Here is a 12504-nt window from a genome sequence, read left to right on the forward strand (position 1 = left end):
GGTGGACTCCTCCGTCCAGACACCCCGTTATGGGGTGGCAGGGACGCGTGACTCACGCCCCGCGTTCCACACGCTCTCGCCACGGGTGGCGATGTTGTGGGAAGCGTTCCGGTCGGCGTGGGCAACGACCCCGCACCCCCGGCAGATGAAAAGCCCCTGGTCGACCCGGTTGCGCTTGTCGACGTGGCCGCACTCGGCGCACGTCTGCGACGTGTACGCGGGATCGACGAAGACCAGGGGCACGCCCGCCCGCTCGGCCTTGTAGACGATGAAGTCTCCGAGCTGGGCGAAGGCCCAGGAGTGGAGTGCGACCCGTTGGGGCTTGCGGAGCCGTACCCGGTTGCGGATGCCCTTGAGTTCTTCGAGGGACAGGCCGCGCCCGGTGCGTTCAGCCTCGGTCACGATCCTCTTGGAGATGATGTGGTTCTGGTCGGCGGCGTGCCGCGCCTCTTTGCGGGAACGGGCCTTGAGCCGCCGCTTGGCGCTCTTGGTGCGCTTCTTCTGGAGCTTGGCCCGCAGGGCAAGCTGTCGCTTGCGGTACCGGTTGAGCCCCCGCCCGGCGGCGAGGTAGCCGGTGGAGACGGTGGCGATGTTCTCGATGCCGAGGTCCACGCCGATGAAGCCGTCCGGCTCGTATTGCTCGGCCTCGGGCACGTCACAGGTGGCGACGAGGTAGAATACGCCGTCGCGCTCGATCAGGTCGGATTCGCCCTGCCGGTGCGCCTGGAGCAGCTTGAGCGCGTCGGCGGAGCAGGCGAAGCGGATGTTCTTGACCCGGCCGTCCACGGTCCAGATGGACACGGTCCGCTGGTCGTACTGCCAGCTCAGGCACCGGTCGTCATACGGCTGGGCGGCCTCGGGGCGAAAGGTGATCGGCTTGGACTCGGCCTTGCGGCGACGCCTGGAACCGTCCTTGCCGAGGTTCCCGGCACGGATGTTGGCCTTGAGCGTGGTGTACGAGTCGCGCACCTTCTTGATGACGTGTTGCGTGGCCTGCGCTCCCAGCCCGCGGGCTTTGAGTTCGGCGTAGGTGTGCTTGCGCAGCTCGTATTCGCGCGGCACGCCGTGCTCGAACGCCACCTCCGACACCCAGTTCGCGGCGTCGTTGACCGTGCCCAGGGTGCGCTCAAGCGCGGATGCCTGCGCGGCGTCCGGCATGAGCTTGACCTGTGTCACGATCTTCATGGGCGTGATCGTAGCATTACTCTATGTCACCACGCTGGGAACCAAACCCCGATATCCGCAGGGGTCGTAGCGTCGTCCACACCCTGCACGCGCACTTGGTCTTCGCCCCTAAGCACCGGCGCGGACCGTTCACCGACGAGATCCTTCGGCGCTGCGAAGAGGTCATGCGCGACGTGTGTACCGACTTCGGCGCGGACCTGCGGGAGTTCAACGGCGAACGCGATCACGTCCACCTGCTCGTGCACTACCCGCCCAAGGTCGCCGTCTCCCGGCTCGTAGGCTCCCTCAAGGGCGTCTCCGCCCGGCGCCTGCGGCAGGAGTTCCCCGGCCACATCCGCACGTACCTGTGGGGTGAGCACTTCTGGTCGCCGTCCTACTTCGCCGCCTCGTGCGGGGGCGCCCCGCTCACTGTCATCAAGGAGTACATCGAGAACCAGAAACGTCCCGGCTGAGGTCAATAGTGCAGACCCGTGCACTCGTGCGGGTCAGAGCAGTGTCAGGAAGCGCTTCCCCCCGGGCGTGAACGCCCCGGGGTTCCGCGCTAGATCATGCTGAAGACACCACCTCTGTGCAACGTGTTCGCAGGACGGGCCTGCCGGTGTGCCAGTGGTGGCGATTAGGCTGGGACCGGACGCGACGCCAGAACCCGTGGGCCGGACGTCGGCGTCCAGGGGGGCCGGTGGGTCGGACGACCGTGATCGGACGAAATCGCAGCGCCCCAAAACGCCCTCGAACAAGTCTGGATGACGAGAAATGGTCGCCTCAGCACGGCGTGAGGGTGTTCGACCACACCAGGAGGAACTGTGAGCAGCGATCGGGACGGGACGCGCGGGGGCTGGGCCACACCCGGCGATGACCAGCCCGACGCGGAGTCCTCCGTCGAGGCGACGGGCGAGTTCACCATCGACTACGCGCCGCCGGCCTGGTACACGCAGAATGCTTCGGAGGGGTCGGGGTCTGGGAGTTTCGGGCCGGGGGCCGATTCTTCGTCCCCTTCACCCCCTTCGCCTTCTTCGTCTCCCTCGTCTCCGCCGCCCGCTCCCGCGCCGGGGGTTCCGTTCACACCGCCGGCTCCGCCGTCCGAGGGGCCGGTCGGCGTGCCCAGGCTTCCGGCGGGGAGCGGTTTCGAGCCGCAGCAGCCTTCGGAAGGGAACGAGCGGGGCGAGGCACCCGTGCCCGCTCCCCCGTCCGTGCCCGAGCCGGAGCCCGACTCCGGTAACGGCGACCTCGAGAGCGGTGCCACCATCCGGTTCTCCCCCGCCGCCCTGAAGCGGGAGATCCCGGAGCCCGAGTCCGAGACCGCACCCGAGGCGGAGGCGGAGGCGACCCCGAAGCCGGATGCGCGGCCGGAGTCGGCCGAGGCTCAAGACGGGAACGATGACGTCGAGGTCCCCGAGGTCGCTGACGGTCTTGAGGACGAGGACATCGCCGGCGTCTCCGGAACGTCCGCGGAGGACGGTCAGGACGACGCGGACGACTCCGAGGGCTCCGAAGGCCCCGAAGACGTTGCCGCCGTGGCCGAGGCGGATGCGCCCGCACCCGGGGACGTCAAGCCGGTGGTGGGTGACGCGCCGGAGGGCGGCGTGGCCGGTTCTGACGGTGCGGACGACGGCCCGGAACCCCCAGACGGCGCAGACAGCACAGACGGCACAGACAGCGCACCTCAGGATGCCGTTCCGGCCTCCTCCGGCCCTCCGGCTCCGGCCACCTGGACTCCCCCGGCGCCGCCGGTGGCGCCGCCCCCTCCGTACCCCGCCGCCCCTGCGCCCGCGAGCCAGTGGCCCGCGCAGCCGCCGCAGGCCCCCGCGGCGGCACCGGTGCAGCCGATGGACGCGCAAGTACCCGCGCAGCAGCCGCCGTTCCAGCCGCAGGCTCCGCAGCCCGCGCCCGCCGCCTGGAACGCGCCGGACGGGCCGACGCCACCGCAGCACCAGGCGCCGGTCCCGCCCGCTCCGCAGGCCGGATACGGTTTCCCCCAGCCGGGCGTTCCCGGTCCCGGCGCCCCCGCCGGTTACGGGTTCCCGCCCGCCGGTCCCGGGCCGGCCGCCCCGACTCCCCCGGCCCAGCCGGGCGGTTACGGCTTCCCGCAGCAACCGCCTGCGCAGCAGCCCGTACCGCCGCAGGCGCAGCCCCAGCAGCCCCTGCCGCCGCAGCCTCAGCAACCGCAGGCCCCCCAGCAGGGGTTCCCCCTCCAGCAGCCCCAGCCCCAGTCCCAGCCCCCGCACGCCGGTCAGCCGCCGCAGCCGCCCGTCGACCCCCGCATCGGGGCCGCCTGGCCGCAGCCGATCCAGCACGACCAGCGGCAGCAGACCAACCCCGGTGCCGCGCCGCTCGGTTACACCGCGGCCGTGGAACTGTCCTCGGACCGGCTGCTCAACAGCAAGAAGCAGAAGGCGAAGAGCAGTCGGCCGGCCGCGGGCGGGTCGCGTTTCAAACTGGGCGGAAAGAAGGAGGAGGCCGAGCGGCAGCGGAAGCTGGAGCTGATCCGTACACCGGTGCTGTCCTGCTACCGGATCGCCGTGATCAGCCTCAAGGGCGGTGTCGGCAAGACGACCACGACCACCGCGCTCGGCGCCACCCTCGCCAGTGAGCGGCAGGACAAGATCCTCGCGATCGACGCCAACCCGGACGCCGGCACGCTCGGCCGCCGGGTGCGGCGGGAGACCGGGGCCACCATCCGTGACCTGGTGCAGGCGATCCCCCACCTCAACTCGTACATGGACATCCGGCGGTTCACCTCCCAGGCCCCCTCCGGTCTGGAGATCATCGCCAACGACGTCGACCCTGCCGTCTCGACGACCTTCAACGACGAGGACTACCGGCGGGCCATCGACGTGCTGGGCAAGCAGTACCCGGTCATCCTCACCGACTCCGGTACGGGTCTGCTCTACAGCGCCATGCGCGGGGTACTGGACCTGGCCGATCAGCTCATCATCATCTCGACGCCGTCCGTGGACGGCGCGAGCAGCGCCAGCACGACGCTGGACTGGCTGTCGGCCCACGGGTACGCGGATCTCGTCTCGCGGTCGCTCACGGTCATCTCGGGTGTGCGCGAGACCGGAAAGATGATCAAGGTCGACGACATCGTGTCGCACTTCCAGACCCGTTGCCGGGGTGTGATCGTCGTACCGTTCGACGAGCATCTGGCCGCCGGTGCGGAGGTCGATCTCGACATGATGCGGCCGAAGGTGCGGGAGGCGTACTTCAACCTCGCGTCGCTGGTCGCCGAGGACTTCGTCCGGCACCAGCAGTCGCACGGCCTGTGGACCTCCGACGGCAACCCGCCGCCGGTCGCCGCCCCGCCGCTGCCGGGGCAGTACGTCCCGGGGCAGTACGCCCCGGGTCAGCACATGCCGGGACAGCCGTACCCCGGACAGCCGGGCCCGTACCCCCAGCAGCCGCAGCCCGGCCAGCCGTACGCTCCTCCCGGCCACCCCGGCCACCCCGGCCACCCCGGTCAGCCCCACCCGCAGCAGGGCCAGGGCCACCCCCAGCCCCCCGCACCGCCCGGCCCGGCATACCCGCCGCAGGCCGCTCCCGGCCAGCCGTACCCCCAGCCCGGCTACGGCTATCCGTACCCGGGCCCGCCCGGCCACCCGGAGCAGCACGGCGGGGGGCAGGCACCACCCCCGCAGGCACCGCCTCCGCAGGCACCGCCTCCGCAGGCACCGCCCCCACAGCAGTAGGGAATGTCACCCGATCGGCCCCTTTCGAGGGGCCGATCCCGTTTCCGGCCCGCACCCTTCACACACGGATGCGGGATCTCCCGTATTCGGGGTGCGGCACAGCGTCAGCCGCTGGCCAGGGGCGCTTCAGTGGTCTCGACCAATGGGTGCGCAGCACTCGCCAATTCATTGTTTTCGCAGGCCACATGGGGTGTGCGTGCCGTTGACTCCCGCCGGACACCGCTGATAGACACTCACCACTCACCTGATCAGCCAGTCCTACCCGTGCGAGTGATGACGCGAGGTCAGCGACCCTATGGACACGAACGATCAGTACGGCGGTCAGCACGAGACCGGACGTCCGGGCACCGGACCACGGTCCGGACCACGGCCGGGCAGCGGCGTTCCGCGTCGAATCCGGCTCGCCACGGCGGCCGGTGCGGCCGCGCTCGCCCTCACCGCCGGGCTCGCGACCCCGCTCGACCCGGCGCCGCGGCAGGCCCGGGCGGCCGACGGCGGGAAGCAGACGCTGACCGTCGCGGTGGCGCAGAGCGTCGACTCGCTCAGCCCGTTCCTCGCGGTGCGGCTGCTCAGTACGAGCATTCACCGGCTCACCTACGAGTATCTGACCAACTACGACCCCGAGGACAACCGGGTCGTCCCGGGGCTGGCCACCGAGTGGAAGTCGTCCCCGGACAAGTTGACCTGGACGTACACCATCCGCTCCGACTCGAAGTGGTCGGACGGACAGCAGGCCACCGCCGAGGACGCGGCGTGGACGTTCAACACGATGATGACCGACGAGGGCGCGGCCACGGCCAACGGCAGCTTCGTCGCCAACTTCGAGGAGGTCACCGCGCCGAGCCCGACCGAGCTGGTCATCCGGCTGAAGAAGCCGCAGGCCACCATGACGGCGCTGGACGTGCCGATCGTGCCCCGGCACGTGTGGGAGAAGGTCGACGACTTCTCGAAGTTCAACAACGACAAGGACTTCCCGATCGTCGGCAACGGGCCGTTCGTCCTCACCGACCACAAGCCCGACAGCTATGTGCGGCTGGTGCCCAACAAGGACTTCTGGCGAGGGGCGCCGAAGTTCGACGAGCTGCTCTTCCGGTACTACAAGGACCAGGACGCGGCGGTGTCCGCGCTGCGCAAGGGTGAGGTGTCGTTCGTCGCCGGGTCGCCGTCCCTGACGCCGGCGCAGGCGGCCTCGCTCCAGAACGAGAAGAACATCAAGGTCAACGACGCGCCCGGCCGCCGCTTCTACGCCCTCGCCACCAATCCGGGCGCGAAGGCCAAGAACGGCGAGAAGATGGGGGACGGGCACCCTTCGCTGCTGGACCAGCGGGTCCGCAACGCGCTGTTCCGGGCGGTGGACCGGAAGACCATCATCGACAAGGTGTTCCAGGGCCACGCGGAGCCGGGCGCGGGCTACATCCCGCCGCGGTACGGGCAGTACTTCTGGGAGCCGTCGGCCGACCAGGAGCTGGCGTACGACCCGGCGGAGGCGGCCCGGCTGCTCGATCAGGCGGGCTACGAGAAGAACGGTGACGGCAAGCGGGTCGGCAAGGACGGCAAGCCGCTGAACTACCGGGTCCTGTGCCACGCCACCGACCCGAACGACAAGGCCATCGGCAAGTACCTCGAGGAGTGGTGGGGCGAGCTCGGCATCGGGATCACGCTCAGCTGTCTGGACAACGTGACCGATCCATGGCTCGCCGGCGAGTACGACCTGGCCTTCGACGGCTGGTCGGTCAACCCCGACCCCGACTTCGTCCTGTCGATCCACACCTGCGGGGCGCTCCCGGCGACCCCGAAGGACACCGGTGCGACCGACAACTTCATCTGCGACAAGAAGTACGACGAGCTGTACGCCCGGCAGCTGGCCGAGTACGACCCCGCCGAACGGGCGAACATCGTCCGGCAGATGGAGTCACGGCTGTACGACCTCGGGTACATGAACGTCATGGCGTATCCGAACGCGGTCGAGGCGTACCGCACCGACCAGATCGAGTCGATCACCACGATGCCGAAGAAGGCCGGCAACCTCTACGGCCAGGACGGCTACTGGAGCTGGTGGTCCGCGGTGCCGGCGGGCTCCGGTGAGGCATCCGGGGACGGGTCGTCGACGGGGGTGGTCGTCGGGATCGCCGCGGGTGCCGTCGTCCTCGTCGGACTGGGGGTGTTCGTGGCGATGCGGCGGCGGGCCACCGCCGAGGACCGCGAGTAGGGCGGGCGACGGGTACTCATGACCGCCGACGCGACATCCGCTCCGGTCGAGGGCACGCGGACCGCCGGTCCGGCGAAGGACGGACCGGCGGCCCGCGGGCCGCGCGCCCGCACCACCACCGCGTATCTGCGGTACGTGGCGGGCAAGGTGGCCGGCGCGGCCGTGTCCCTCCTGGCCGTCCTCGTCACCAGTTTCTTCCTCTTCCGGCTGATCCCCGGCGACCCGGTGAAGTTCATGACCGGCGGCCGTCAGGTCTCGGCCGAACAGCTGGCCGCCTACCGAAGGGAGTTCGGGCTGGACCTGCCCTTGTGGCAGCAGTTCACCGACTACTGCGGCAAGGCGCTCACCGGGGATCTGGGAACCTCGTACCAGTTCAACGCACCGGTGATGGACAAGGTCACCGAGGCGTTGCCGAACACGCTGCTGCTCACCGGTACCGCCTTCGTCCTCTACACGGCGCTCGGCGTCGTGCTCGGCACCCGGTCGGCGTGGCGGCACGGACGGCTCGGGGACCGGGTCCACACGGGGCTGGCTCTGACGCTGTACTCCATCCCGTCCTTCTGGCTCGGGCTGCTGCTGATCATCACGCTGTCGGTGGGCGTCGGCCCGGTTCCGGGGCTGTTCCCCACCGGCGGCATGGAGTCGGGCGGTGAGGAGGGCTTCGCCCGGGTCCTGGACGTGGCGCACCACCTGGTGCTGCCGGTGCTGACGCTGGTCGCGGTGGAGTACGGGCAGACGCTGCTGGTGACCCGGTCGGCGCTGCTGGACGAGATGGGCAGCGACTATCTGACCACCGCGCGCGCCAAGGGGCTGCGTGACGACCTCGTACGGCGCAGGCACGCGGTGCCCAACGCGCTGCTGCCGACGGTGACGCTGATCTTCATCAACCTCGGCCGGACGGTGGCCGGGGTGATCCTGGTGGAGACGGTGTTCTCCTGGCCGGGGCTCGGCGGGCTGTTCTACCAGGCGCTGAGCGTGCCCGATCTACCGCTGGTGCAGGGGCTGTTCCTCGTGTTCGCCGCCGCGGTGATCGTGATGAACACGCTGGCCGATCTGATCTATCCGCTGCTCGACCCCCGGGTGGGCCGATGACGACCGACAACGACACGACAGGGAAACCGACCGCTCCCGGCGTCCCGGCCGACGACGGGACGCCCCCGGCCCCGGACACGCTCGCGGCCGCCCCTGCCACGCTCGCGGCCACCCCGGCCGCGGCGGGGAAGGAACCGGCGGCCACGGGCCCGCGCGCGCTCGCGTGGCGGCGGCGCCGGGACTCGGCCGCACGCTTCTGGCGGCAGTACCGCACCCACCGGGCCGGTGTCTTCGGCCTGGCGGCGCTCCTGCTCTTCGCCCTGCTCGCGCTGGCCGCTCCCCTGCTGGTCGGCTCCGACGTGGACAACGTGACGGACGCTCCGGGCAGCCCGATGGAGAGCCCGAGCACGGAGTTCCCCTTCGGCACCGACCAGTTCGGGCGGAACCTGCTCGGTCTGGTGATCTGGGGGGCGCGGGTGTCCCTGCTGGTGGGGCTGCTCGCCGCCGTGCTGTCGGTGGCGATCGGCACCCTGATCGGCGTGACGGCGGGGCATTTCCGGGGCTGGTACGCGACGGTGATGATGCGCGTCACCGACTGGTTCCTGGTGATGCCCACCCTGGTGCTGGCGATCGCGCTGGCCACCGTGATGTCCCGCTCGCTGGTCACCGTCGTGGTGGCGATCGGGGTGACCACCTGGCCGACGACGGCCCGGCTGGTGCGCGCGCAGACCCTGGCGGTGGAGACCCGGCCGTACATCGAACGCGCGCGGGCGCTGGGCGGCGGGCACTGGCACGTGATGTCGCGCCATGTGCTGCCCAACGTGATGCCGCTGGTGCTGGCCCAGACGACCCTGATCATCTCCGCGGCGATCCTCGCCGAGGCGACCCTGGCGTTCCTGGGGCTCGGCGATCCGACGGTGGTGTCGTGGGGCGGGCTGCTGCAGGACGCGCGGGAGGCGGGCGCGGTCAGCGCCGGCCGCTGGTGGTACCTGGTGCCGCCGGGCATCGCCATCGCCGTGGTGGCGCTGGCCTTCACACTCTGCGGGCGTGCCGTGGAGTCCGTCCTCAACCCCAGGCTGGGGGTGTCCCGTTGAGCCTGCTCGACGTCAGGGACCTGACGGTGACGTACGCGGGCGGAGCCGCCGCGGTGCGCGGGGTGGACCTGCGTCTGGAGGCCGGCCGGAAGCTGGGCATCGCCGGGGAGTCGGGCTGCGGCAAGTCCACGCTCGCGCTCGCGCTGCTGCGGCTGCTGCCGGCCGGGACGCGGACCGGTGGGCAGATCCTGCTGGACGGCGAGGACGTCCTGACCATGAAGTGGGGCCGGGTACGGGCGGTCCGCTGGGCCGGGGCCTCGATCGTGTTCCAGGGAGCGATGCACTCCCTCAACCCCGTCCACCGCATCGGCGACCAGATCGCCGAGCCGATCCTGCTGCACCGCAGGGCGACCCCGGCCGGGGCGCGGAGGAAGGCCGGTGAGCTGCTGGAGCACGTCGGTCTCCCGGCCGCCCGCGCGACGGACCACCCGCACGAGCTGTCCGGCGGGCAGCGCCAGCGCGTCATGATCGCGATGGCGCTGGCCTGCGATCCGCGGCTGATCATCGCGGACGAGCCGACCACCGCGCTCGACGTGATGATCCAGGCGCAGATCCTGCGGCTCATCGAGCAGCTGGTCGCGGATCAGGACGTGGGTCTGATCATGATCAGTCATGATCTGGCGGTCCTCGCCGACACCTGCGACCGGCTCGCGGTGATGTACGCGGGCCGGGTGGTGGAGGAGGGCCCGGCCGGACAGGTCCACGAGGCCGCCCGGCACCCCTACGCCCGTGCCCTGTCGGCGGCGTTCCCCCGGATCGGCGACCCGGCGTCACGCTTCGCACCGCGGGGGCTGGCGGGCGACCCGCCGGACCCCTTTGCGCTGCCGGCCGGGTGCGCCTTCCATCCGCGCTGCCCGGTGGCCCTGGAGTCCTGCGCGGTCGAGGACCAGGCACTGCGGCCGGCGGGGCCGGGGCGGCGGGCGGCCTGTGTACGGGTCGCGGAGGACACCTCCGGGGACACACGGGCCCACGAGCCCGAACGACACGGACCCGAACGGCAAGGACCCGGGGCTCACGTGCCCGAACCACAGGAATCCAGTCCGCAGGAACCCGGCCCGCGGGAACCCGGTCCGCGGTCCCTGGAGGAAGTGAGGCGTACCACCCCATGACGGCCTCCCCCACTGTCGTCCCCGGCTCCCCCGACTTCACCGGCACGCCGCCCCTGCTGAGCGCCCGGGGTGTCCACGTCGTCTTCCCCGGCCGGAGCGGCGCCCCGCCCGCTCGCGCGGTGGACGGCGTCGATCTCGACATCCGGCCCGGTGAGATCGTCGCCCTGGTGGGTGAGTCGGGCTGCGGCAAGACGACACTGGCCCGTGCCCTGCTGGGCCTGGTCGAGCCGACCGCGGGGCGCGTCTCCTTCGACGGGCGGCCGCTGGACCGTTCCGGCCGCTCCCTCAAGGCGTACCGCAAGCGGGTCCAGCTGGTGCTGCAGGACCCGAGCGGTTCGCTCAACCCCCGGCACACGGTGTACGACGCGGTGGCCGAGGGGCTGCGCATCCACGGTCACCGCGGCGACGAGCGGGCGGCGGTCGCGGGGGCCCTGTCCCGGGCCGGGCTGCGGCCGCCGGAGCGCTTCTTCCTGCGGTACCCGCACGAGCTGTCCGGCGGACAGCGTCAGCGGGTGGTGATCGCGGGTGCGCTGGTCCTGGAGCCCGAACTCCTCGTCGCCGACGAGCCGGTGGCCTCGCTGGACGCCTCCGTACGCGGCGAGATCCTGGCACTGCTGCTCCGGCTGCGCACCGAACTGGGCCTGTCCGCCCTGGTCGTCACGCACGACCTGGGACTGGCCTGGAACATCGCCGACCGGGTCGCGGTGATGTATCTCGGCCGGATCGTGGAGACCGGGGCGGTGGAGCAGGTGCTGACCGCGCCCCGGCACCCCTACACCCGGGCCCTGCTGTCGGTGCTCCCGGAGGCGCCGGGCGACCCGGTGGTCCTCACCGGTGAGCCCCCGGACCCGGCCCGGATCCCCGACGGCTGCCGGTTCCACGCACGCTGCCAGATCCTGCTCGGCGGCGAGGCGGACCGGGCGGGCGTGGCAAACGCGTGCCGGACCCAGGACCTGGAGATCCTCGACGGCGGGGGCGACGGGGCGGGTGGCCAGGTGGCCTGCCACTGGGCCCGCGCGGGCGGAGTCTGACCGAGGCCCGTGCCGCCCGGAGGGGGCTACGCCGTCCCGGCGGCGGCCACCAGCTCCGCGCAGCGCCTGACGTCCGCGGCCATCTGCTCCATCAGGTCCTCCAGGGTGTCGAACCTGGCCTGACCGCGGACGAAGGCGAGGAAGTCGACGGCGACGTGGAGGCCGTAGAGATCCAGGCCGACGCGGTCGATGGCGTAGGCCTCGACCGTGCGCTCGGTGCCGTCGAACTGCGGGTTGGTGCCGACGGAGATCGCGGCCGGCATCACCTCGCCCTGGGCGTGCAGCCAGCCCGCGTAGACGCCGTCGGCGGGGATCGCGGTGTGCGGGAGCGTCTCGACGTTGGCCGTGGGGAAGCCCAGTTCGCGACCGCGCTGGGCACCGCGGACGACCACGCCCTCCACCCGGTGCGGGCGGCCCAGGATCTCGGCGGCGCCCTCGACGTCGCCCTCGGTGATCAGGCGGCGGGTGAGCGTCGAGGAGAACGGCTCGCCGCCGCCCGCCTCGCCGGTGACGTGCAGGTCGACGACCTCGACCTCGAAGTCGTAGACCTTGCCCTGCTCGGCGAGGAATTCCACGGTGCCCGCGGCCCGGTGGCCGAAGCGGAAGTTGGGGCCCTCGACGACCGCTGTGGCGTGCAGCCTGTCGACCAGGACCTTCCCCACGAATTCGGCCGGTGACAGCTTCGAGAACTCCGTGGTGAACGGGAGGATCAGGACCGCGTCCACCCCCAGCTCGGCCATCAGCTCGGCGCGGCGGTGGTGCGGGGAGAGCAGCGGCGGGTGGCTGCCGGGGCGGACCACCTCGCTGGGGTGCGGGTCGAAGGTGACGACGACCGCGGGGACGCCCAGCTCCCGGGCTCGGTCCACGGCGTGCCGGATGATCAACTGGTGTCCGCGATGGACTCCGTCGTAGGAGCCGATGGTGACGACGCTGCGCCCCCAGTCCTGGGGGATGTCCTCCAAGCCACGCCAGCGCTGCACTGTGCCTGCTCCTTGTCGAAACCTTGTCGAGCCCGCGGGACCGTGGACTTCTTCTGCGCAGGTCTAAGGGTGCCATGCCGACCGCCGTCGGCCCGCATCGGCATGGGCGCTGTGACGGGGTCCACCGACTGGCACGGCCGATCACGCCCCGGCACGGCCGACCACGACCGGCACGACC

The 12504-nt window shown here is 71.5% G+C and carries 9 protein-coding genes; 7 read left to right on the forward strand and 2 right to left on the reverse strand.

What is annotated here, in order from left to right:
• Nucleotides 1–27: 27 nt before the first annotated feature.
• Nucleotides 28–1185: an RNA-guided endonuclease InsQ/TnpB family protein gene (locus tag PYS65_RS10000; RefSeq protein ID WP_279333508.1), complete on the reverse strand. Its 1158-nt coding sequence runs from the start codon at nucleotides 1183–1185 to the stop codon at nucleotides 28–30.
• Between the two features lie 23 nt (nucleotides 1186–1208).
• Between PYS65_RS10000 and tnpA the strand changes: the two genes are divergently transcribed.
• The 7 genes from tnpA to PYS65_RS10035 all read left to right on the forward strand — a co-directional run bounded on the left by tnpA (nucleotide 1209) and on the right by PYS65_RS10035 (nucleotide 11346).
• The gene (gene tnpA, locus PYS65_RS10005; protein ID WP_279333509.1) at nucleotides 1209–1637 is read left to right on the forward strand and encodes an IS200/IS605 family transposase; all 429 of its coding nucleotides are present in this window, start codon (nucleotides 1209–1211) and stop codon (nucleotides 1635–1637) included.
• A gap of 351 nt (nucleotides 1638–1988) precedes the next feature.
• Complete coding sequence (locus PYS65_RS10010; RefSeq protein WP_279333510.1) at nucleotides 1989–4871, forward strand: SCO5717 family growth-regulating ATPase; 2883 nt, start codon at nucleotides 1989–1991, stop codon at nucleotides 4869–4871.
• Between the two features lie 295 nt (nucleotides 4872–5166).
• A complete protein-coding gene (locus PYS65_RS10015) occupies nucleotides 5167–7080 on the forward strand; it encodes an ABC transporter substrate-binding protein (RefSeq protein ID WP_279333511.1) in 1914 nt (637 codons plus the stop codon).
• An 18-nt stretch (nucleotides 7081–7098) separates the two neighbouring features.
• Nucleotides 7099–8172, forward strand: coding sequence for an ABC transporter permease (locus PYS65_RS10020; RefSeq protein ID WP_279333512.1), 1074 nt, complete (start codon nucleotides 7099–7101; stop codon nucleotides 8170–8172).
• Nucleotides 8169–9206, forward strand: coding sequence for an ABC transporter permease (locus PYS65_RS10025; RefSeq protein WP_279333513.1), 1038 nt, complete (start codon nucleotides 8169–8171; stop codon nucleotides 9204–9206). Before PYS65_RS10020 ends, PYS65_RS10025 begins: the two co-directional genes overlap by 4 nt.
• Nucleotides 9203–10315 carry an ABC transporter ATP-binding protein gene (locus tag PYS65_RS10030; protein WP_279333514.1) on the forward strand — a complete coding sequence of 371 codons (1113 nt, stop codon included), beginning with the start codon at nucleotides 9203–9205 and terminating at the stop codon, nucleotides 10313–10315. Before PYS65_RS10025 ends, PYS65_RS10030 begins: the two co-directional genes overlap by 4 nt.
• On the forward strand, nucleotides 10312–11346 hold the full coding sequence (locus tag PYS65_RS10035) for an ABC transporter ATP-binding protein (RefSeq protein ID WP_279333515.1): 1035 nt from the start codon (nucleotides 10312–10314) through the stop codon (nucleotides 11344–11346). Before PYS65_RS10030 ends, PYS65_RS10035 begins: the two co-directional genes overlap by 4 nt.
• A 26-nt stretch (nucleotides 11347–11372) precedes the next feature.
• Here the strand turns inward: PYS65_RS10035 and PYS65_RS10040 are convergent, their stop codons facing one another.
• Nucleotides 11373–12326, reverse strand: coding sequence for a bifunctional riboflavin kinase/FAD synthetase (locus PYS65_RS10040; protein ID WP_279333516.1), 954 nt, complete (start codon nucleotides 12324–12326; stop codon nucleotides 11373–11375).
• Nucleotides 12327–12504 lie beyond the last annotated feature (178 nt).

It is taken from the genome of Streptomyces cathayae, from assembly GCF_029760955.1.
GTDB classification, from domain to species: Bacteria; Actinomycetota; Actinomycetes; order Streptomycetales; family Streptomycetaceae; genus Streptomyces; species Streptomyces cathayae.

What these genes read in the sequence shown, in the direction of transcription:
- PYS65_RS10035 (WP_279333515.1), top strand. Translation starts at nt 10,312, where the DNA reads ATGACGGCCTCCCCCACTGTCGTCCCCGGCTCCCCCGACTTCACCGGC.
- PYS65_RS10025 (WP_279333513.1), top strand. Translation starts at nt 8,169, where the DNA reads ATGACGACCGACAACGACACGACAGGGAAACCGACCGCTCCCGGCGTC.
- PYS65_RS10015 (WP_279333511.1), top strand. Translation starts at nt 5,167, where the DNA reads ATGGACACGAACGATCAGTACGGCGGTCAGCACGAGACCGGACGTCCG.
- tnpA (WP_279333509.1), top strand. Translation starts at nt 1,209, where the DNA reads ATGTCACCACGCTGGGAACCAAACCCCGATATCCGCAGGGGTCGTAGC.
- PYS65_RS10020 (WP_279333512.1), top strand. Translation starts at nt 7,099, where the DNA reads ATGACCGCCGACGCGACATCCGCTCCGGTCGAGGGCACGCGGACCGCC.
- PYS65_RS10000 (WP_279333508.1), bottom strand. Translation starts at nt 1,185, where the DNA reads ATGAAGATCGTGACACAGGTCAAGCTCATGCCGGACGCCGCGCAGGCA.